The organism is Amycolatopsis sp. DSM 110486 (genome assembly GCF_019468465.1).
Taxonomy (GTDB): Bacteria; Actinomycetota; Actinomycetes; order Mycobacteriales; family Pseudonocardiaceae; genus Amycolatopsis.
Genome location: NZ_CP080519.1, coordinates 10,922,678 through 10,943,465 on the forward strand (window position 1 = coordinate 10,922,678; position 20,788 = coordinate 10,943,465).

A 20,788-nucleotide genomic window follows, 5' to 3' on the forward strand; every position below is an offset into this window, starting at 1 on the left:
TCCCCCACCCCGGGGGATCCAGCACCGAGGAGGCAGTTGTGCCCAGCCGCGACGCGACGACCCACTGGACCGGCGGACTTCAGAAGGGCAAGGGCGAGGTCACGCTCGACTCGTCCAACGCCGGCACGTTCGACGTGTCGTTCCCCACCCGCTCGGGCAACCCCGACGGCCAGACCAGTCCCGAAGAGCTCATCGCCGCCGCGCACTCCTCGTGCCTCGCGATGAACCTGTCGGGCGTGCTGGAGTCGCAGAAGCTCGAAGCGGAGTCCATCGACGTCTCCGCCGAGGTCACGCTCGGCCCGGCCCAGGGCGGCGGCTTCGAGATCAGCGGCATCGCCATCACCCTGCGCGCGAAGCTCGACGGCGTGACGCCGGAGCAGTTCGCGGAGCTGGCCGAGACCGCCGAGAAGACCTGTCCGGTCACCAAGGCGCTCGCCGGCACCACGATCACGATGGACGCGGCGCTCGTCTGATTCACCAGGCGGTGAAAGCCCCTCCGGCCGGAGGGGCTTTCACCGCTCTGTCCGGTCCCCGCGCGGCTTACCAACCCGTTTGCCGCCAGGGCAGCCGGGCTTCACGATCGGCTGCGGCAGAAGGGCCCGGCAACCTCACGCGGACCGCCGGCGACTCGCTCCCCTTGCCGGCCCACGGCCATCCCCGCGCCTGCCCGCGGGCGGCCGCTCCGGCCGCGGCGACGAGCCCACGACTGTCCACAGTGGCCGGAGTGCACTCCGGGTAACCCGGACACGCCGGGCGGAAACCGGCGGCGCGCAAACGGTTCCGGGTCGCGAAGATCACCCCGGGCCGCCGGTTACCGGCTGTTAGAATCGGGAACCGGTTGTTCCGGTTGTCGAGAACGAGGTGCCCGTGGCCCAGCCCGAAGCCGAGACCACGTCCCCCGCGGCGCCCCAGCAGGCGCCACCCTCGTGGCTCGTCCTGTTGCTCGCCGTCTCTTGTGGACTGACAGTCGCGAACCTCTACTACGCGCAGCCGTTGCTCAACGAGCTGCGGACCACGTTCGGCGTCGGTGAGGCCGCGGCCGGCGGTGTGGTCACCGCCACCCAGATCGGCTACGCGGCGGGCATGCTGCTGATCGTCCCGCTCGGCGACCGCGTCGAGAACCGCAGCCTGGTGTCACTGCTGCTGGCCATCGCGTGCGCCGGGCTCGTGGCCACCGGCCTCGCGCCGCAGTTCTCCGTGCTGCTGATCGCGTCGCTCATCGCCGGCTCGACGTCGGTGGTGGTGCAGATCCTGATCCCGCTCACGGCCGACCTCACGCCCGACGCCGTGCGCGGGCGCATCGTCGGGCGGGTGATGAGCGGGCTGCTGTTCGGCGTCCTGCTCTCCCGCGTCGCGGCGAGCCTGATGGCCGAGGTCACGACCTGGCGGGTCGTGTTCCTGATCTCGGCCGGACTGATGGCGATCCTCGCCGTGGCACTGCGCTTCAGCCTGCCGCGGCGCGCGCCGAAGACGTCCGTCCACTATGGAGAGTTGCTGCGCTCGACGCTGCGGCTCGCCCGCGACCACCCGGCGCTGCGCCGCCGGGCGCTGTACCAGGCCGCGCTCTACTCGGTGTTCAGCGCCTTCTGGACCACGATCGCGTTCGTGCTCACCTCCGCGCCGTTCCACTACTCGCAGCTGGGCGTCGGGCTGTTCGCGCTCGTCGGCGCGGCCGGGGCGGCGATCGCGCCGCTGGCCGGGCGCTGGGCGGACCACGGCCACGGCCGCGTGGCCACCGGCGCGTCCTTCCTGCTGTGCGCGGTGGCGTTCGCCGTCGGCGGGTTCGGCGCGCACAGCGTGATCCTGCTCGCCGTGGGGGCGATCGCCCTCGACATGGCCGTGCAGACCACGATGGTGTCGGGCCAGCACGTGATCTACCAGCTCGACCCGAACGCCCGCGCCCGCGTGAACAGCATCTACCTGGCCACGTTCTTCGTAGGCGGAGCGATCGGGTCGGAGATCGGCTCGGTCCTCTACCACCTGGGCGGCTGGACGGCCGTGTCGGTGTTCGGCGCCGTCATCCCGCTGATCGCGCTGGCCTGGTGGACAACCGAACGGCGCTCTGCTGACAACTGAGCGCTGACAACTGAGCGCTGATAACTGAGCGCCGACAACCGAGCGCCCGCAACTGAGCGCTGTCAACTGACCCGCGCTCAGGAGAACGCGCCGGTGTGTCGCGCGGCCCACTCGGCGTAGGTCACGCCGCGGTGGCCCAGCAGGTCGTCGACCACGCCGGTCGGCGCCTCCGGCCGCGCCACCGCGGCGGCGAACCCGTCGAGCAGCCAGTCGGCGATCTCCCCCGGGATCCCCAGCTCGACCCACTCGGCGCGCTGCTGCTCCCGGGTCAGCTCCACGAACGGCACCTCGCGGCCCAGCGCCGCGGCGATTTTCCCGGCCATCTCCCGCAACGTGAGCGCCTCCGGTCCATTGAGGACATAAGTCTGCCCGTCATGGCCTTCGGTGGTGAGCACGTGCGCGGCGACGGCCGCGATGTCGGCCAGGTCGATCGGCGTCTGCGCCGCTTCCGCATACGCGGTGCGGATTTCCCCGTGCGTGTGCACGGAATGCGCCCAGCCGAGCGAGTTCGCCATGAACACCCCCGGCCGCAGGAACGTCCGGGCGAACCCGGCCTTCGTCACGGCGGCCTCCACCGCCGCAAACTCCGGCCCGCTCGATCCGGCTTGCACGTCCCCGACACTGCTGCCGGACAGCGCGACCACCCGCCGCACTCCCGCCTCGGCGGCGAGCTCGCAAAACCGCGTGACCGTGCGCGCCATCGGCGCGAGGTACACATCCTCGACGTCTTCGAGCGCCTGCGGCAGCGTCGACGGCCGCGCGAGCGACCCCACGACCACCTCGACCCCGGCCGGCAGCGCCGCCTGCACTGGGTCCTTCGTCAGCGCGCGCACCGCCACGCCGCGGGCCAGGAGTTCGTCGACCACGAGCCGCCCGACGTTTCCGGTCGCACCCGTCACCAGGATCGGCATGCTGCCCCCGCCTCTTCTCATCTGCCACAGCCTCTCGTATGCCGTACGGAATTAAACAGCGTACAGCATACGGAGAAGATGGTGCCAGTCGGAAAGACGAGGTCAGGACGTGATGGTCGGCAGCTCGGGGGCCGAGACGTCGTAGACCTTGCCCTTCTGCGTGAGCAGGGCGGCCAGCACCTTCGCCTTGCGGTCGGTCTTGCCGGCGTCGCCCCAGCGGACGGTCTTGCCGTCGGTGAGGGTGAACTGGACGCTGGCCGGCGTCTGGGCCGTCGCGGTGGTGACCTGCTTGAGCAGGGCCTGCGGGATCACGCCGAGCACCGCGGTCACCGCACGCGTCACCGGATCGTCGGCCGACACCTTCGGCAGCTTCAGCTCCGGCAGCCCCGCCGGGCGCGTCTTCACGGTCTTGAACACGACCCCGCCGCCGTCGACGAGGTGCACCCCGTCGCCACCCGGGCCGCTGTCGAAGAACGCGATGGCCGTGCGCTCGGTCACCGTGATCTCCACGGTGTTGGGCCACGAGCGCGACACGTCCACGGTCGCGACACCCGGCATCTCCGCCACTCGGTCGCGGATCCCGTCGACATCGACGAGCAGCATCGGCTTGTCGGCCGGCACGGCGGCGACGGCCCGGATCTGCTCCGCCGACACCGCTTTCGCGCCCTGAACCGCCACGTCCTTCACCCCGAGCATGGAGCTGAAGAACAGCAGGTATCCCAGACCCACGAGCGTGACGACCAGAAGCAGCGCGACCCAGCGGCGCCGGATCTCCTTCTTCCGCGTCGGACGCGCGCGCAGGCTCTCCGCCCGAGTCGCCCGGCCCGAGCGCGGGGCCGCCGAGCGGCTCGAACGGGTACGGCGGCGCTCCTCTTCGGAACGCCGCCCCCGCCGGGCCCTGGCCAGGGCAGCGCGATCCCGCTCGTCCTCTTCGGACGAGGGCGGGTTGCGGCGCTCCCTGGTCGACGTCATGCGCCCGCGGTCCTCCGATCGAGCTCGGCCAGGATCTCCGGGCCCAGCTGCGTCACGTCACCCGCGCCCATGGTCACCACGAGGTCACCCGGCTTCACGAGGTCGGCCACGAGCTTCGCCGCGAGGTCGAACGCGGGCTGGTAGTGCACCGGGCTCGTCACGCGGTCGGCGATCAGCGCACCCGTCACGCCCGGCACCGGCTCTTCGCGAGCGCCGTACACATCGAGCACCACGACCTCGTCGGCCAGCGACAGCGCCTCGGCGAACTCCGCCGCGAACGTCTGCGTGCGCGAGTACAGGTGCGGCTGGAACACCACGAGCACCCGGCCGAGCCCGGCCGCCGTGCGCACGGCCTTGAGCTGCGCGGCCACCTCGGTCGGGTGGTGGGCGTAGTCGTCGTACACGCGGACATCGCCGGAGCGGCCCTTGAACTCGAAGCGCCGGCGCACCCCGCCGAACGCGGCGAGCCCCTCGGCCAGGCCGGCCGCGGGCGCGCCCAGCTCGAGCCCGGCCAGCAGGGCCGCGACCGCGTTGAGCGCCATGTGCTCGCCCGGCACCGCCACGCGCAGGTCGAGTTCCTCGCCGTCGAGCGAAAGCCGCACCTGGCCGCCGTCCGGGGCGGGCTTGTAGTCGAGCACGCGTGCGTCGCCCGCGCCGATGGCGGTGCGGCCGTAGCGGCGCACGCGCACGCCCTCGGCCGCGGCCTCGTCGCCCAGCTTCGCGGCGCCCGGGTCGTCGGCGCACACCACGAGCAGCCCACCCGGCTGCAGGCGGCCGACGAACTCGGTGAACACCTTCACGTAAGCCTCGGCCGTGCCGTGGTGGTCGAGGTGGTCGGGCTCGACGTTGGTGACCACCGCGACCGACGGCGAGTACGTCAGGAACGAGCCGTCGCTCTCGTCGGCCTCCGCGATGAAGAGCCCGCCCTCGCCGTGGTGCGCGTTGGCACCCGACTCGTTGAGGTCGCCGCCGATCGCGAACGACGGGTCGAGCCGGCAGTGCTGCAGCGCCACAGTGAGCATCGACGTGGTCGACGTCTTGCCGTGCGTACCGGCGATGCAGGCCACGCGGTGGCCCTCCATCAACCCCGCGAGCGCCTGCGCACGGTGCAGCACAGGGATGTTGCGCGCACGGGCCGCGGCCAGCTCCGGGTTGGACTCCTTGATCGCCGTGGACACCACGACGGCCGACGGGGCTTCGGCGAGCGCGACGAGGTTCTCCGCGCGCTGGCCCACGAACAGCTCGGCGCCCTGGGCGCGCAGCGACAGCACCGCGCGCGACTCCTTGGCGTCCGAACCGGACACGGCCGCCCCGCGGGCGAGCAGGATCCGCGCGATGCCGGACATGCCGGCTCCGCCGATGCCGATCAGGTGCGCGCGGCGCAGTTCTTCGGGCAGCTCAGGCACCTGCGGCCTCCAGCACGATCTTGGCGAGCGTCTCGTCGGCCTCGCGGTGTCCCATCCCCACGGCGGCCTCGCTCATCTTCGCGACGCGCGCGGCGTCGGTGATCAGCGGCACGACCAGCTCGGCCACCTTGGCCGGGGTGAGCTCCCCGTCGGGCACCAGGAAAGCGGCGCCCGCGTCGACGGCGGGACGGGCGTTCACGGCCTGCTCGCCGTTGCCGTGCGGCAGCGGCACGAACACCGCGGGCAGCCCGACGGCGGACACCTCGGCCGCGGTCATCGCGCCCGAGCGGCACAGCACCACGTCGGCCGCGGCGTAGGCGAGGTCCATGCGTTCCAGGTAGGGCACCGGCACGTAGGCCGGCTTGCCCGGGAACTCCTGCACCACCAGGGTGTTCTTCGGACCGTGGGCGTGGAGGACGCCGACGCCGGCCTCGGCCAGCTCCTTCGCGGCGCCGGACACGGCGCTGTTGATCGACTGCGCGCCCTGCGAGCCGCCGAACACCAGCAGCGTCGGGGCGTCCGGGTCGAGGTCGAAGAACCTGCGGGCCTCGGCGCGCAGCGCGGCGCGGTCGAGCGTCGTGATGGACCGGCGCAGCGGGATCCCGACGACCTCGGCCTTCGGCAGCGGCGTGCCCGGCACGGCGACGGCGACGCGCGCGGCGAAGCGGGCGCCCACCTTGTTGGCCAGGCCCGGCGACTTGTTGGCCTCGTGCACCACGATCGGCGTGCGGCCCCGCGCGGCGAGGTACGCGGGCAGCGCGACGTAGCCGCCGAAGCCCACCACGACGTCGGCGCCGACGCGCTCCAGCACGTCGCGGGTCCGGCGCACGGAGTCGCGGACCTTCAGCGGGAGCCGCAGCAGCTCCGGGGTCGGCTTGCGCGGCATCGGCACCGGCGGGATGAGCTCCAGCGGGTAGCCGCGAGCAGGCACCAGCTTGTTCTCCAGGCCGCGCGCCGTGCCCAGCGCGATCACCTTCGCGTCGGGGCGCAGCCGCATGACGGCGTCGGCCAAGGCGAGGGCGGGTTCGATGTGTCCTGCGGTGCCACCTCCGGCGACGACCACCACGGGCACCTTGCCCGAGGGGGATCGCTCGGCTCCCTTGACGGGGTTACTCACCAATGACCTCTCCGGTTCGCGGTACCCCTGGCACCGCGGTTCGCTGTTGTCCGCGCCGCGTTCGTCCGTGCGGCAGTGCTGCGCCGCGTCGGCTGGCGGACCGACCTGCGGCGCTCCTGCGCCGGTGCGGGCCGGGCCGCGCGTGGCGCCGGCCGGGCCGCCTTGGCCCCCGAACCGGTCCCCCGCCCGGCCAGTCCCTTGCGGGTGGTCGTGGGCGGGCGGTACGGGTCGGGCGCGGGCAGCCTCAGCAGGCGTCCGAATTTACCCGGGCCCTGCGAACGCAGCGCGGCCACCGCCTCCGGTTCGTGCCGGGCGGCGTTGGCCAGCACGCCCATGATGAGCATCGTGATGAGCAGCGAGGTGCCGCCGTAGGAGATCAACGGCAGCGTGACGCCCGTGACGGGCAGCAGGCCGACGACGTAGCCGATGTTGATGGCGGCCTGCGCGACCAGGAACATCGTGAGCGTCCCCGCGACGATCCGGATCCACGGGTCGATGTTGCGCGTCGCGATCCGCAGCCCGACCACCGCGACCAGCGAGTACAGGGCGAGCACCACGGCGCAGCCGACGAAGCCGAGCTCTTCGCCCACGAGCGCGAAGATGAAGTCGTTCTGCACGTTGGGCAGGTAGCCCCAGTTGGAGGCGCCCTGGCCGAGGCCCTTGCCGAACAGGCCGCCGTCGGCGAGCGCGAGCTTCGCCTGGTTGGCCTGGTAACCGGCGGAGCTGAGGTCGGTGTCCGGCGAGAGGAACGACAGCACGCGGTCGAGCCGGTACGGCGCGATGATCGCCAGCACCAGCACGCCGGCCAGACCACCGGCCATGATCACGCCGAAGAGCCGTTTGGGTGCGCCGGCGAACCACAGCAGAGCCAGCAGCACCACGGCGAGGGTGACCGTGCCGCCGAGGTCGGGTTGCAGCATGACCAGGGCGAACATCACGAGTGCGACCGGGACGACCGGCACGAGCAAGTGGCGCCACTGGTGGATCACGTTGTACTTGATCACCAGGATGTGCGCGCCCCAGAACGCCAGCGCGACCTTCGCTGCCTCCACCGGCTGGAACGTGAACACGCCGAGCTTGAACCAACCCTGCGAGCCGTTCACGGTGGACCCCAGCGGCGTGAGCACCAGCATCAGCAAGCCGAGGCAGATCACCACCATGGTCGCCGACATCCGGCGGACGCGCTCGAGCTTGATCCGCAGACCGACCCAGAACACCACGGTGCCGATCGCCACGAACATCAGCTGGCGGTAGAACAGCGAGTACACGCTGCTGCCGGTGGTCGGGTCGTAGGAGGCGACCGACGACGCCGACAGCACCATCACGATGCCGATCACGGTGAGCACCCCGGTGAGGGCGAGCACGAGGTGGAACGACGCCAGCGGCCGCGAGAGCCAGGCCGTGAGCGCGGTCCGGAAGGCCACGAACGGGCTTACCTTGCGCTCGCGCCGGTTCGGCCGCTCGGGCCGGTCCTGGGTCCGCTTCTCGTCAACTACCGTCATTCGCCGCCCCCGCCGCACCGCCCGCGAGGACACGCACCGCCGCGATGAACGCGTCGCCGCGCTCGCCGTAGTTGCGGAACATGTCCAACGAGGCGGCGGCGGGCGCGAGCAGCACCACGTCACCAGGGTGAGCCATCGCGCTGGCCGCATCCACCGCCGCAGTCATGGGTTCATCGTCACCCGGACGGAGGCGGTTCACCGGGACATCCGGCGCGTGTCGCGCAACAGCGGCTGCGATCACGGGTGAATCCACGCCGAGTAGCACAACTCCGCGCAGCCTGCCAGCGATCGAGGCCACGAGTTCGTCGACCGCGGCGCCCTTGAGCTGGCCCCCGGCGATCCACACGATGCTCTCGTGGGCCCGCAGCGAACCGCCCGCGGCATGGGGGTTGGTGGCTTTCGAGTCGTTCACGTAGCGCACGCCGCCGATCTCGGCGACCTCCTGAGCGCGGTGCGGCGCCGGCTGGTACTCGCGCAACCCTTTGAGCACGGCCTCGGGCGACACGCCGTGGGCGCGCGCGAGGGCGCCTGCGGCCAGCGCGTTGGCGACGTTGTGCGGCCCGGCCGGGCGGACGTCGGCGATGGTCGCCAGCTCTTCCGCGCTCGTGGCGGGATCGGCGACGAAGGCGCGATCCACCAGCAGGTCCTCGACCAGCCCCAGCTCGCCGGCGTACGGCGTGTCCAGGCGGAATCCGACGCGGCGGGCGCTCTCGGGCGCGTGCTCCTCGGCGATGCGCGTCGACCATTCGTCGTCGGCGTTGTGCACGACCACGCGCGAGCGCTCGTGGGCCCGGCCCTTCGCGGCGCCGTACTCCTCCATCGAGCCGTGCCAGTCGATGTGGTCCTCGGCGAGGTTGAGCACCACCGACGCGTCGGGCGCGAGCGTCGAGGACCAGTGCAGCTGGAAGCTGGACAGCTCCACGGCGAGCACGGCGTGGCCGGCCCGCACGGCGTCGAGCACCGCGTAGCCGACGTTCCCGCAGGCCACGGCGTCGACGCCACCCGCACGCAGCATCGATTCGAGCATGCCGACGGTGGTGGTCTTGCCGTTCGTGCCGGTGATCACCAGCCACGACGGCGGCCGCTCGCGCAGCTGCCCGACGCGCCAGGCCAGCTCGACGTCGCCGATCACCTCGACACCGGCGGCGGCCGCGGCGGCCAGCAGCGGCGACGTGGGCCGCCAGCCCGGGCTCGTCACCACGAGCACGGTGCCCGGCGGCGGAGCGCTGAGGCCCGGCACCAGCTCGGCGCCGAGGCCCGCCAGCTCTTCGAGCCGCTCGGCGTTGCCGTCGGTGACCGTCACATGGGCGCCCAGCTCCCGCAGGACCGGCACCACCGACTTCCCGGTGACACCAGCGCCGGCCACGAGCACGTTCTTGCCTTCGAGCAGGAGTTCCCTGTCGGTCACGACCTAGCTCCCGACACCGAGCTGTTCGCTGTAGAACAACCCCAGGCCGAACATGCAGCAGATGGCCGACAGCAGCCAGAAGCGGATGATCACCGTGGTTTCCGCCCACCCGGCGAGCTCGAAGTGGTGGTGGAAGGGCGCCATCCGGAAGAGCCTTCGCCGCGTTGTGCGGAACACCGCGATCTGGGTGACCACCGAGATCATCTCGACCATGAACAGGCCGCCGATCACGATGGCGAGCAGCTCCGTGCGGGTGGTCATCGACAGGCCGGCGACGAGACCGCCGAGCGCCAGCGAACCGGTGTCGCCCATGAAGATCTTGGCCGGCGCGGCGTTCCACCACAGGAAGCCGACGCACGCGCCGGTCGCCGCGGCGGCGACCACCGCGAGGTCCAATGGGTCGCGCACGTCGTAACAGGCGGTCGTGGGCCCGTCGGCGCAGGAGAGGCGCGCCTGCCAGAAGGAGATGATCACGTAGGTCGCCAGCACCATCGCCGCGGCGCCGCCGGCCAGGCCGTCGAGGCCGTCGGTGAAGTTCACCGCGTTCGACCAGCCGGAGATGACCACGTAGCAGAAGATCACGAACACGATCCACGGGAACGTGATCAGCGCCAGGTCGCGCACGTAGGAGAGGCTCTGCGACGCGGGCGTCAGGCCGTGCTCGTCGGCGAACTGCAGCGACAGCACCGCGAACAGGATCGTGACCACGAGCTGGCCGACCAGCTTCGCGGTCTTGTTCAGGCCGAGGTTGCGCTGCTTGCGGATCTTGATGAAGTCGTCGAGGAACCCGACGATGCCGAGTCCCACGGCCAGCATGAGCACCAGCAGGCCGGACGCCGAGGGCGCCGAGCTGTGGGAGTTGCCGAGCCAGCTGATCAGGTGTGCGACGAAGTAGCCGACGACCATCGCGATGATGATCGCGACGCCACCCATCGTCGGGGTGCCGCGCTTCGACTTGTGGCCCTGGGGCCCTTCTTCGCGGATCTCTTGCCCGAAGCCCTGCCGGGAGAAGACCCGGATCAGGTAGGGCGTGAGCAGGATGGAGACCAGCAGACCCGCCGCGGCCGCGATCAGGATGTTGATCACGCGTGACCACCGTTCGAGCGTTCAGAGGAGGGGGACGGGGAGGGAGGAAGCGACTGCGAGCTCTGTCCGGAGGGGGCGAGCAACGCCTCGGCCACGTGCCACAGGCCGGCGGCGTTGGAGGCCTTGACCAGCACCACGTCTCCGGGACGGAGCTGATCATGTAGCAGGGCCACGGCGGCGTCGCCATCGGGTACCTGCACCGACTCCTCGTTCCAGGAGCCCTCCTGCGAAGCGCCCTGGTGCATCGGCGCGGCCTCGTCGCCGACGACGACGAGCTTGTCGATGTTGAGGCGCACCACGAGGCGGCCGATGGAGTCGTGCTCGGTCACGGAGTCGGCGCCGAGCTCGCCCATCACGCCGAGCACGGCCCACGCGCGGCGGCCGGTCCGGCGCATCGACGCAAGGGCCTTCAGCGCGGCTCGCACTGATTCGGGATTGGCGTTGTACGCGTCGTTGAGGACGGTGACGCCGTCGGCGCGCGTGGTCACGGCCATGCGGTGGGCCGAGCGGCGCTCGAGGGCGGACAGCCGCTGCGCGACCTCGGCCGGCGTCGCGCCGAGCTCCAGCGCTATCGCGGCGGCCGAGAGCGCGTTGCCGACGTGGTGCTCGCCGTGCAGCGGCAGTGTCACCGGCGCTTCGCCTTCCGGGGTGATCAGCCGGAACGACGCGCGGGCCTCGGCGTCAAGCGTGATGTCGGCGGCGCGGACCTGCGCGGACGCGGTCTCGCCGACGCCGACCACGCGGGCGCTCGTGCGGCCGGCCATGGCGGCGACCAGCGGGTCGTCGAGGTTCAGCACGGCGACACCGCCCGCGTCGGCGCTGGGGAGCGCCTCGACGAGCTCGCCCTTGGCCTTCGCGATGGCTTCGCGCGAGCCGAACTCACCGACGTGCGCGCTGCCGACGTTGAGCACGGCCCCGATGCGCGGCGGCGTGATCGAGGCGGCCTCGGCGATGTGGCCCGGTCCGCGCGCGGACATCTCCAGCACCAGGTACTTGGTGTCGTGGTCGGCGCGCAGCGCGGTCCACGGGTGGCCCAGCTCGCTGTTGAACGACCCGGGCGGCGCGACCGTGGGGCCCATCGGCTCCAGCAGCTGTGCGATCACGTCCTTGGTCGAGGTCTTGCCCGACGAGCCGGTCAGCGCCACGACCGTGAGGCCTTCGGCGGCGAGCCGGCCGACGACATGGCTGGCCAGCTTGGCAAGCGCGGCCAGCACGGCGGCGCCGGACCCGTCGGTGTCGCCGGCCAGCGCGACCGAACCCTCGTGAGCCTGCCCCTCGGGCAGCGGCGGCACCACGATCGCGGGCGCGTCGACCTCGCGGCCGGCCAGCACCGCGACGGCACCGGCCGCCACGGCCTTCGCGGCGAAGTCGTGCCCGTCCACGCGCTCGCCGGGCAGGGCGACGAACAGGCCGCCGGGCCCGACCTTGCGCGTGTCGAACTCGACACTCCCTGTGACGGTCAACGAGCCGTCGGCTCCGTGCAGCCGGCCGCCGACGACGTCGGCGATCTCGGCCAGGCTGAGCTCGATCACGCACTCACCTCGAGATGCTTGCGAATGGCGGCCTCGAGTTCGTCGCGGTCGGAGAACGGGTGCACGACACCCTGGACCTCCTGGCCGGTCTCGTGGCCCTTGCCGGCGATGAAGACGATGTCGCCCGCGCGCGCGAGTGACACGGCGTGGGTAATGGCCTCGCGGCGGTCGCCGATCTCCATGACCTCACCGCCGTGGGACGGCCCGACGCCCCGCGCGCCGGCGAGCATCGCGGCGCGGATCAGGGCCGGGTCCTCGGACCGCGGGTTGTCGTCGGTCACGATCAGCACGTCGCTGCGGCGCACGGCCTCCTCGCCCATCATCGGGCGCTTGGCCGTGTCGCGGTCGCCGCCGCAGCCGAGCACCGTGATGATGCGGCCGTCGGTGCGGGCGCGCAGCGCGTCGAGCCCCTGCGCGACGGCCGCGGGCTTGTGCGCGTAGTCGACGACGGCGGTGAAGTCCTGGCCCAGGTACACGCGCTCCATCCGGCCCGGCACCTCCACGGCGCCGAGGCCCGCGATGATGGCCGCCGGGTCCACGCCGGCGCTGCCCAGGATCGCGGCGGCGAGCACGGCGTTGGCCACGTTGAACGTGCCCGGCAGCGGGATCTTCGCGGCGAGCGTGAGCCCGCCCGGGCCGTGCAGGGTGAAGGTCTGCTCCCCCGCCGCGGTGGGCTCGATGTCGGAGGCGCGCCACGCGGCGTCGACGCCCTGCTCGATCGACACCGTCACCGTCTGCGGGGTGAGCAGCGCCCGGCCCCACGCGGTGTCCACGACCACGACCTCGGTGGTCGAGCGGCCGTCGAACAGCAGCGACTTGGCGGCGAAGTACTCCTCCATGTCGTGGTGGAAGTCGAGGTGGTCCTGCGAGAGGTTCGTGAACGCGCCGACCGCGAAGCGCGTGCCGTTGACGCGGCCCAGCGACAACGCGTGGCTCGAGACCTCCATCGGCACGTGGGTCACGCCGCGCTCCAGCATCACCGCGAGCAGCGCCTGCAGGTCCGGCGCTTCCGGCGTGGTGAAGCCGCTGACCAGGCGCTCGCCCGCGATGCGCGTCTCGACCGTGCCGATCAGGCCCGTGGTCAGGCCCGCGGCGCGCAGCCCGGAGTCGACGAGGTAGGAGGTGGTGGTCTTGCCCGACGTGCCGGTGACCCCCAGCACCGACAGGTGCAGCGACGGCTCCCCGTAGATCCACGCGGCCATCTCGCCGAGCGCGGCGCGCGGGTCCGGGTGCACGAGGACCGGGATGCCGGCGTCGCGCAGCGCGGGGCGCTCGGCGCCCTCGGCGTCGGTGAGCACCGCGGCCGCGCCGGCGGCCACGGCCTGGTCGCTGAAGTCGGCGCCGTGGGCGCGTGCGCCGGGCAGGCCGGCGAACAGGTCGCCCGGCAGCACGTGCTGCGCACGCAGCGTGGTCCCGGTGACGGTGAGGTCGGCGGCCTCGGGGCGCTCGGCGATCAGCCGGGCGCCCGCGCGGGCGAGCAGGGTGGCCAGCGGCACCGGGTCGATCCGGGCCGGGCGGGGCGGGGCGGCGACCGCCTTCACCGGGCTTTCCGGCAGCGACGAGGCAGCCGGCCCGCTCTGGGGCTTGGACGAGGACACGGACACGTCCGAGAGGTTACCGAGAGCGCGATCGGGTGACCCAAGGCGGTACGGCGAACGCGCCGGCGCGCACCGCGTGTGCTATGCGGCGCGCGCAACGTCGTTGCGGGGCAAGCGTTTCCGGTGACTGCCACCAGCCGATGTGGACTATCGCGGGCGGAAACACGCGGCAAGGGCCGCCTCGCAGCGAGCTGACGTCGTCGAGGCGGCCCTTGGCCGAGTGTCGCGAAGGCGTTCCGATCGTGTCCCGGGAACGTCGCGGGCGCGTCACGGGATGATGAGCGGGACCTCCGGCGACGGACCGTCGGACAGCGGGATCTGGTAGCGCTGCGTCAGGTACGAGGCGATGGAGTGGAACAGCGGCCCCGCCGAGTGCCCGGCCGGCAGCGTGGTGTCAGGCGCGTCGAGACGGATGCCGACGACGAACCTCGGGTGGTCGGCGGGCAGGATCCCGGCGAAGGTGATGTTGGCCAGGCTCTGGCTGTAGGCCTTCGTGCGCGGGTCGACCTGCTGGCCGGTGCCCGTCTTACCCGAGATCTGGTAGCCCTCCAGCGCGGCCGACGGCGCGGTGCCCGCGTTGGGGCTCTTGGCGTTCTGCACCACCGCGCGCAGCATGTCGCGCACCGTCGTCGCGGTCTGCGGGCTGACGACCTGCACCGGCTTCGGCGCCGGCTCGGGTACGACCGTGCCGTCCGGGTTCTTCTTCGCCTTCACGATCCGCGGCGGCACGCGCAGGCCGTTGTTGGCGATCGTCTGGTACATCCCGGCCATCTGGACCACGGTCATCGACAGGCCCTGGCCGATCGGCAGGTTGCCGAACGTACTGGCCGACCACTGGCTGCGCGGCGGCACGTAACCCGGGCTCTCACCGGGCAGCCCGAGGCCGGTGCGCTGGCCGATGCCGAACTTCTTCAGCAGGTCCGAGTAGCGGTCCGGGCCGATCTTCTGCGCCAGCTCCAGCGTGCCGACGTTGGAGGACTTGGCGAAGATGCCCGTGGTGGTGAAGTTCTGCGTGCCGTGCACCCAGGCGTCGTGCACCGTGCGGTCGGCGATCTTGATCTCGCCGGGCACCGCGATCGTCGACTGCGGCGTGGCGATGCCGTCGTCGATGGCCGCGGTGGCCGTGACGATCTTGTTCACCGAGCCCGGTTCGTAGGGTGTGGTCACCGCGCGGTCGTTGAGCAGTTCGTCCTGGAAGGTCGACTGGTCGTTCGGGTTGAACGTCTTGTCGTCGGCCAGCGCGTAGATCTCGCCGGTCTTCGAGTCCATGATCACGGCCTGGCCGCCCTTGGCGTGCGACTGCGCGACGTAGTCGCTCAGCTGCCGCTGCAGCTCGTACTGCAGGTCCGAGTCGATGGTGAGCTCGAGGTCCGAACCGGGGATCGCGGCCTGCAGCACGTGCTCGGAGCCCGGCAGGTACAGGTTGTCGTTGCCGTTCTGGGTGTTCACGATCTCGCGGCCCGGTGTGCCCGCCAGGTCGTTGTCGCGCGACTGCTCCAGCCCGACCACGCCGTGGAGGTTGTGTTTGGACACGTCGGCGTCCTCCATGCGCCAGTTGGCGAGGCCGACGATGTTCGACGCGAGCGTGTCGCCCGGGTACTCGCGCATGGCGCGGTTCTCCACGCCGATCCACGCGAACTGCTTCACGATGTCGGTGGCCACGGACGGCTCGACGTTGTCCACGAGGTAGGTGAACGACTGCGGCTTGTGCAGCTTCGTCAGCAGTTCCTGCTCGGTGGTCAGGTTCGGCACCTTCGCCGCGATGTACTTGGCCGCGCGGGTGACCTCGGTTTCGAAGTTGACCCCCTTCGCGGGGTTCTTCTTCGCGTAATCGTCCATCGTCTTGTGCAGCACGCGCAGGTTCACCGACAGCGTGCGGGTTTCCACGCTGAAGGCGAGCTTGTTGCCATTGCGGTCCACAATGGACCCGCGCTGCGCGGGGATGTCGATGGTGAGGCTGCGCTGCCGCTCGGCCGCGGCCGAGAGCGTGGGCGCCTCGAACCACTGCACCTGCACGAGCTTCACGCCCGCGACGACCATGAGCGCCACCAGCAGGATGCGCACCGCCGAGAAGCGGCTGCGCTGCCCGCCGTTGCCACGCTTGGCCACCGCACGGCGCGTGCCCGCGGCGTAGGTGCGCCGGGCGCTGCCCGCGGCACGCGCCCGGCTCGCCCCCGAAGCCACCATCACTGCCCCGCCGACGGCAGGTCGCCCTCGATACCGCCCTCTTGCTGACCGGAGGCGGGCTGCCCGGAGGTGCCCTGCTGCGGCGGCGTCTCGGCCGTCGAGCCGGCGGCGGGCTGGGCCTTCGTCGGCTCGCCGACGACGGTGGTCTTGCCGTCCGGCCCCACGACGATGCGGGCCGGGTCGCCGCCAGGCACCATGCCCAGCTGCTTCGCGGCCGGCGCCAGCGACGCGGGCGACTGCGCCTTCGCGACGTCGCGCTCGAGCCGGTCTTTGGCCTCGGCCAGGCCGGCGTTGGTCGTGCGCAGCTGTTCGAGGCGGTATGAGTCGGCGATGGCCTGCGTGGTCAGCCACAGCGTCGAGGCGACGCCGACGGCCAGCAGCCCCATCATGACCAGCACGAACGAGGCGCGCGAACGCGGCCAGCGCAGCAACAGCCGCTTCGGCTTGACCTCGACCTCGGTGCGTTCGACCCGGGGCTGGGGCTTCTTCGGCTCCCGCTGCTGCAGCAGGTCGGCCCGCTGCGCGCGGCGCGCGTAGGCCCGCTCCGCGGCCGTGGTGCGGCCGCGCGAGGACCGGCGCGGAGTGGTTTCCGGCTGCGCCGTGGTGGTGCGACCGGTGGTGGTCTGCGGTTCCTGCTCGACCGTGGTCCCCGCTTGCGCGCTCCGGCGCGTCGCCGGCGCGCCGGAGCGGCGGCGGGACTTCGTGGGTGCGGTCATCGCGGCTCTCCGATCCTCTGTGCTGCCCGCAGCCGCACGGAGGCGGCCCTCGGGTTGTGCTCGATCTCGCCTTCGCCTGCCTTCTCGGCTCCTCGGGTCAGGAGTTTCAGCTCGGGGCCGTGCCCGGGCAGTTCGACCGGGAGCCCCTCCGGGGTCCGCGACTTCGCGAGCTCCGCGAACGCCTGCTTCACCAGGCGGTCTTCGAGCGACTGGTAGGACTCCACGACGATGCGGCCGTCCATCGCGAGCACCGAGAGCGCGGCCGGCATCGCCCGCCGCAGCACTTCGAGCTCGCCGTTGACTTCGATCCGCAACGCCTGGAACGTGCGCTTGGCCGGGTGCCCGCCGGTGCGGCGGCTCGCGGCCGGCACGGCGTCGTAAAGCAGCTCGACGAGCCGCGCGCTGCGCGTGAACGGCTCCTTCTCCCGCTCGGCGACGACCGCCCGCACGATCCGTTGTGCGAAGCGCTCTTCGCCGTAGTCGCGCAGGATCCGGATCAGCTCGCCGGGCGCGTAGGTGTTGAGCACGTCGGCGGCGGTGAACCCGGTGGTCGGGTCCATCCGCATGTCCAGCGGGGAGTCCTTCGAGTACGCGAAGCCGCGCTCGGCGCGGTCCAGCTGCATCGAGGACACCCCGAGGTCGAAGAGGATGCCGTCCACACGGGACAGTCCCAGACCCTCGACGGCTTCGGGGAGCCCGTCGTAGACGGTGTGGACGAGGTCGACGCGGTCACCGTGCCGCGCGAGCCGCTCGGCCGAGCGCTCGAGCGCGGCGGGGTCGCGGTCCAGCGCGACGAGCCTCAGGCGGGGGAAAGCCGCCAGGAGCGCGTCGGAGTGGCCGCCGAGGCCGACGGTCGCGTCGACCAGCACCGCGTCGCGGTCGGCGAAGGCGGGGGTGAACAGTTCGACGATGCGGTCCAGCAGCACCGGAACGTGCTCGTGCTCGGTCGCCATGCCCCTCCCCCTTTCGCGCTCCGTACTCCCGGGGAAGATGCGGCGGATGCCGTCAGGTCCCTGCCCGCCCGCGGTCCGACCTGGCACCGGGGAAGGTGCGCCAGGGCCAAAGAGCGGACAGAGGCCTCACGGCATCCGCGGGGACGTTTTCCGGTTCCACGGCCTCGGCGGACCCGCGTCCCCCGACGACGCAGGTGCTCCGGTGTCCGTGTCCCCTAGAAGACGCCCGGTAGAACTTCCTCTCGAGCCTTCGCGTAGCTGTCCTCGTGTTCGTCCAGGTAGCCCTGCCACGCCTGGGCGTCCCAGATCTCCAGCCTGGTGATCGCACCGATCACCACGCACTCCTTGTTCAGCCCGGCGTAGCGCCGGAGCTCGGACGCGATGGTGATGCGCCCCTGCCCGTCCGGGCGTTGTTCGTCCGTTCCGGCGAACAGGTAGCGCTGGTAGGCCCGAACCGCCTCGTTCGTGAACGGGGCGTCGGCGACCTTCCGTGCCATCTGCTCGAACTCGGCGCGGGGGAAGACGAAGAGGCAGTGGTCCTGCCCCTTGGTGACCATCAGCCCGCCGGCCAACTCGTCGCGGAACTTGGCGGGCAGCGCGAGCCGCCCTTTGTCGTCCAGCTTCGGGGTGTGGGTGCCGAGGAACACCGGCCTCCACCTCCCTACCGGCTCCGGCTGGCGAACCACCCGACTCCGGCCCCGGGGCTCCCTTCTGCCCCACTGGTCACCACCGTACCCCACTTTTCACCACAGTCAACGCGACCTGCCTCGCGTTAACTCCGTCGTGTCACGCGTTTACGCAGGTCAGCGCTGTGGGGCCTGGTGGGGGGTGGGTGGGGGGCCGTGGTCAAGATCCCCCGCGCCGGGGTCTCGGAGCAACCCGGACCGGGTGCCGACGTCCGCAGAACGGCAGCGTGAAGACCAGGGATCCCCTGGGTGGGGCCCGGTGGGGAACCCGGGTGGGGCCCGGTGGGGCCGCGGGTGGGGAACGGTGGCGACGCGTGTGGGGTGTGGTGGGGAGACCGGTGGGACCGCCGGTGGAGCGGCGTGGCGAATCCGGGAACCCCTGGTCACCGAGCACTCCCGGGTCACCACGCACTCCGAGTCGCCGAGTGCTCCAGGCCACCAGGCACTCCGAGTCGCCAGCACTCCAGCCACCAGGCGCTGGTCGTCGCCGAGCGCTCGTGGTCACCGACACTCCGGGCCACCAGGCTCGGACGTGCGGGCGGATCAGGCCGGGGGCAGGGCAGCGGCCGCGGTCGGCTCGTGGCCGTGGGCCGGCGTCGTGTGCGGTTGCAGGGCGTAGACCACCCAGCCGACGAGCGACAGGCCCGCCCAGCTGATCGCGCGGTAGATGAGCACGGTCGCGGCGGCCGGTGCGGCGGGGACGCCCGCGGCCACCAGCACGCCGAGCAAACCGGCTTCGGCGAGGCCGGCGCCGCCGGGGAGGATCTGGAGGGCGATGCTGGCCTGGACGACCAGGAAGCCCACGGCGAGGACGTCCCAGCGTATGTGCGTGCCGGTGCCCTCGGCGCTGGCGATGAGGGCGAAGAAGTCGAATCCCCAGCTGGCGAGCGCGAGGACCAGCAGGATGCTCCAGCGGGCCCCGCCCGGGCGCAGGCGCGCGACGCGTTCCGACAGCTGGAGCGCGGCGGCGTCGGCTTTCTCGAGCCAGGTCTTGCGGCAGGTGGCGCACGTGCCCGGGGTGCGGCCGAAGACCCGCAGCAGTGAGGTGAGCCCGCGGCGCAGGACTGTCGGGTGTGTCAGCAGCGCCCACACCCCCGCGGAACCCGCCGCGACCACGATGGCCGCGGGCACGGCCAGGCGCAGCGGCACCCGGCCGGCCCAGGCGAGGCCGAGCCAGCCGAGGACGATGAGCAGCACGGTGGTGATCACGCCGGCGAGCAGGACCGCCCAGGCCGACAGCGCGCTGTCGACGCCGCGGCGGCGCAGCTGGTTGATCGCGTAGGCGAGCGAGCCGGCTCCACCGACCACGGGGACCGTGGTGGAGACGGCGTTCTGAGCGAAGGTGATGCCCTGCACGGCCGAGGCCGGCACGTGCGCTCCCCCGACGAGCAGCAGCTGGCGGTGCAGTTCGCCGTACACGGCCAGCGCCGTGAGCCCGGCGAGCCCGGCGGCCGCGACCCAGCCCCACTGCACGTGGTCGAGCTGCGAGAACTCCGTGGCCAGCTCCGGAACGCGCCACACGAGGTACCCAAGCGCGGCGGCCACGACGGCCCAGTGGAGCACGGGCCGCCAGGGCAGGCGGCGCCGCACCCGGGTGCGGTGCTCGACCGCTCCGGACTCCGTGTCCGCCATCTCGAGACTCGTCACGCCGGCCTCCTCCCACGCTGCTCTCGCTGGCGACAACCCCAGTGTGCGGCCGAGCATTCCGCCCACCACGGCGTGAAGTATCACGCCGCGAACTACCGTCAGCGGGCTTGACCGGCACCGATCGGCTGCCGCACGACCGGCAACCGGCCGACGAGGTGGTCGGCCGCGAACAGCCCGGCCCCCGCCAGAGCGAACGCCGCCACCGGTCCGAGCGGCACCACGCACCACGCCGTGACCACGGCGAACACCAGCGTCCCCGGCAGTGAGCGCAAGGCGGAGCGCACCAGGGTTTCCGCGGCGGCGAAGCCGGACCCGTGGTGAGTGGTCGGGGTGAGGATCGCCAGCACGACCGGCGTGCAGGCGAGCACGCCGGCCAGGTGCGGGCCCAGCAGGCTGGACAGGACGGCCAGCGCCGTCACGACGGCCGCCGCGGCGCCGACGCGCACGGGCAGCTCCCAGCGCGGGGCCGGCGCGATGGTGTCGACCCGGGGCGCCGGCGGCCAGGTCACCAGCCCGATGAGCACGACCGCGCCGGTCACCGCCGCCGCGAGCCACGGCGACCGCACTTCGGCCACCAGCGACAACGCCCCGGCGGCGACGGCGAGCGCCACCGTGACCGCGACGGCCGGGCGCGGCACCCTGCGGGCGACCCGGCCGTAGCCGAGGCAGAAGGCTGCCACCACCAGCTGGCCGGCGATCATCCCGCGCGCCGCGTCGGCCACGGCGGCGGTGCCGTCGCGCGCGAGGAGAACGAGGAGGAACGGGAAGGTGGTCGTCGGGAAGCCCGCGAGCCGCCCGCCGAGCCGCGGGCCGTAGCGGCGCTGGACGACGGTCACGAGCAGGACGCTGAACACGGGCAGAACGGGCGGCAGCAGGACTTCCATGCCCTGAACGTTTCCAGGAAGTCCGCCGAAGATGGCTCGGAAATCACGGCCCATCCCGCGTCGGTGCCGAGCTTTCCTCGGCACTTGCCGGATTGCGCCGAGTTCTA

The 20,788-nt window shown here is 72.2% G+C and carries 17 protein-coding genes; 2 read left to right on the top strand and 15 right to left on the bottom strand.

Features of this window, described 5'->3' with window-relative positions; all coding sequences use genetic code 11:
* The first annotated feature begins 38 nt into the window (after window positions 1-38).
* A complete protein-coding gene (locus K1T34_RS52640; protein WP_220242227.1) occupies window positions 39-473 on the top strand; it encodes an OsmC family peroxiredoxin in 435 nt (144 codons plus the stop codon).
* Between the two features lie 394 nt (window positions 474-867).
* A complete protein-coding gene (locus K1T34_RS52645) occupies window positions 868-2,076 on the top strand; it encodes an MFS transporter (RefSeq protein ID WP_220242228.1) in 1,209 nt (402 codons plus the stop codon).
* Between the two features lie 77 nt (window positions 2,077-2,153).
* Here the strand turns inward: K1T34_RS52645 and K1T34_RS52650 are convergent, their stop codons facing one another.
* The 15 genes from K1T34_RS52650 to K1T34_RS52720 all read right to left on the bottom strand — a co-directional run bounded on the left by K1T34_RS52650 (window position 2,154) and on the right by K1T34_RS52720 (window position 20,681).
* Window positions 2,154-2,987: an NAD(P)H-binding protein gene (locus K1T34_RS52650; protein WP_220247874.1), complete on the bottom strand. Its 834-nt coding sequence runs from the start codon at window positions 2,985-2,987 to the stop codon at window positions 2,154-2,156.
* Between the two features lie 102 nt (window positions 2,988-3,089).
* On the bottom strand, window positions 3,090-3,959 hold the full coding sequence (locus K1T34_RS52655) for a cell division protein FtsQ/DivIB (protein WP_220242229.1): 870 nt from the start codon (window positions 3,957-3,959) through the stop codon (window positions 3,090-3,092).
* Complete coding sequence (gene murC / locus K1T34_RS52660) at window positions 3,956-5,365, bottom strand: UDP-N-acetylmuramate--L-alanine ligase (RefSeq protein ID WP_220242230.1); 1,410 nt, start codon at window positions 5,363-5,365, stop codon at window positions 3,956-3,958. The genes K1T34_RS52655 and murC overlap by 4 nt, the downstream gene beginning before the upstream one ends.
* Window positions 5,358-6,482 (bottom strand): undecaprenyldiphospho-muramoylpentapeptide beta-N-acetylglucosaminyltransferase, encoded by a 1,125-nt coding sequence (gene murG / locus K1T34_RS52665; RefSeq protein ID WP_220242231.1) that lies wholly within the window; start codon window positions 6,480-6,482, stop codon window positions 5,358-5,360. Before murG ends, murC begins: the two co-directional genes overlap by 8 nt.
* Window positions 6,479-7,984 carry a putative lipid II flippase FtsW gene (ftsW, locus tag K1T34_RS52670; RefSeq protein WP_220242232.1) on the bottom strand — a complete coding sequence of 502 codons (1,506 nt, stop codon included), beginning with the start codon at window positions 7,982-7,984 and terminating at the stop codon, window positions 6,479-6,481. The genes murG and ftsW overlap by 4 nt, the downstream gene beginning before the upstream one ends.
* A complete protein-coding gene (gene murD / locus K1T34_RS52675; RefSeq protein ID WP_220247875.1) occupies window positions 7,971-9,374 on the bottom strand; it encodes a UDP-N-acetylmuramoyl-L-alanine--D-glutamate ligase in 1,404 nt (467 codons plus the stop codon). The genes ftsW and murD overlap by 14 nt, the downstream gene beginning before the upstream one ends.
* A gap of 21 nt (window positions 9,375-9,395) precedes the next feature.
* Window positions 9,396-10,478, bottom strand: a complete 1,083-nt coding sequence (gene mraY, locus K1T34_RS52680; RefSeq protein ID WP_220242233.1) for a phospho-N-acetylmuramoyl-pentapeptide-transferase — start codon at window positions 10,476-10,478, stop codon at window positions 9,396-9,398.
* A complete protein-coding gene (gene murF / locus K1T34_RS52685) occupies window positions 10,475-12,010 on the bottom strand; it encodes a UDP-N-acetylmuramoyl-tripeptide--D-alanyl-D-alanine ligase (protein ID WP_220242234.1) in 1,536 nt (511 codons plus the stop codon). Before murF ends, mraY begins: the two co-directional genes overlap by 4 nt.
* A complete protein-coding gene (locus K1T34_RS52690) occupies window positions 12,007-13,551 on the bottom strand; it encodes a UDP-N-acetylmuramoyl-L-alanyl-D-glutamate--2,6-diaminopimelate ligase (RefSeq protein WP_220247876.1) in 1,545 nt (514 codons plus the stop codon). The genes murF and K1T34_RS52690 overlap by 4 nt, the downstream gene beginning before the upstream one ends.
* A gap of 324 nt (window positions 13,552-13,875) precedes the next feature.
* Window positions 13,876-15,795 (bottom strand): penicillin-binding protein 2, encoded by a 1,920-nt coding sequence (locus K1T34_RS52695; protein ID WP_220242235.1) that lies wholly within the window; start codon window positions 15,793-15,795, stop codon window positions 13,876-13,878.
* Entirely contained in the window at window positions 15,795-16,511 is a 717-nt protein-coding gene (locus K1T34_RS52700; protein ID WP_220242236.1) for a hypothetical protein, read from the bottom strand. The genes K1T34_RS52695 and K1T34_RS52700 overlap by 1 nt, the downstream gene beginning before the upstream one ends.
* Window positions 16,508-17,464 carry a 16S rRNA (cytosine(1402)-N(4))-methyltransferase RsmH gene (gene rsmH, locus K1T34_RS52705; RefSeq protein ID WP_220242237.1) on the bottom strand — a complete coding sequence of 319 codons (957 nt, stop codon included), beginning with the start codon at window positions 17,462-17,464 and terminating at the stop codon, window positions 16,508-16,510. Before rsmH ends, K1T34_RS52700 begins: the two co-directional genes overlap by 4 nt.
* A 215-nt stretch (window positions 17,465-17,679) precedes the next feature.
* Window positions 17,680-18,111 (bottom strand): division/cell wall cluster transcriptional repressor MraZ, encoded by a 432-nt coding sequence (gene mraZ / locus K1T34_RS52710; protein ID WP_220242238.1) that lies wholly within the window; start codon window positions 18,109-18,111, stop codon window positions 17,680-17,682.
* A gap of 582 nt (window positions 18,112-18,693) precedes the next feature.
* A complete protein-coding gene (locus K1T34_RS52715; protein WP_220242239.1) occupies window positions 18,694-19,797 on the bottom strand; it encodes a lysylphosphatidylglycerol synthase transmembrane domain-containing protein in 1,104 nt (367 codons plus the stop codon).
* Between the two features lie 98 nt (window positions 19,798-19,895).
* Window positions 19,896-20,681, bottom strand: a complete 786-nt coding sequence (locus tag K1T34_RS52720) for a hypothetical protein (RefSeq protein WP_220242240.1) — start codon at window positions 20,679-20,681, stop codon at window positions 19,896-19,898.
* Window positions 20,682-20,788: the final 107 nt, after the last annotated feature.

Coding starts and splice junctions, on each gene's coding strand:
- K1T34_RS52650 (WP_220247874.1), bottom strand. CDS start 2,987: ATGCCGATCCTGGTGACGGGTGCGACCGGAAACGTCGGGCGGCTCGTG.
- K1T34_RS52655 (WP_220242229.1), bottom strand. CDS start 3,959: ATGACGTCGACCAGGGAGCGCCGCAACCCGCCCTCGTCCGAAGAGGAC.
- ftsW (WP_220242232.1), bottom strand. CDS start 7,984: ATGACGGTAGTTGACGAGAAGCGGACCCAGGACCGGCCCGAGCGGCCG.
- K1T34_RS52695 (WP_220242235.1), bottom strand. CDS start 15,795: ATGGTGGCTTCGGGGGCGAGCCGGGCGCGTGCCGCGGGCAGCGCCCGG.
- K1T34_RS52700 (WP_220242236.1), bottom strand. CDS start 16,511: ATGACCGCACCCACGAAGTCCCGCCGCCGCTCCGGCGCGCCGGCGACG.
- rsmH (WP_220242237.1), bottom strand. CDS start 17,464: ATGGCGACCGAGCACGAGCACGTTCCGGTGCTGCTGGACCGCATCGTC.
- K1T34_RS52720 (WP_220242240.1), bottom strand. CDS start 20,681: ATGGAAGTCCTGCTGCCGCCCGTTCTGCCCGTGTTCAGCGTCCTGCTC.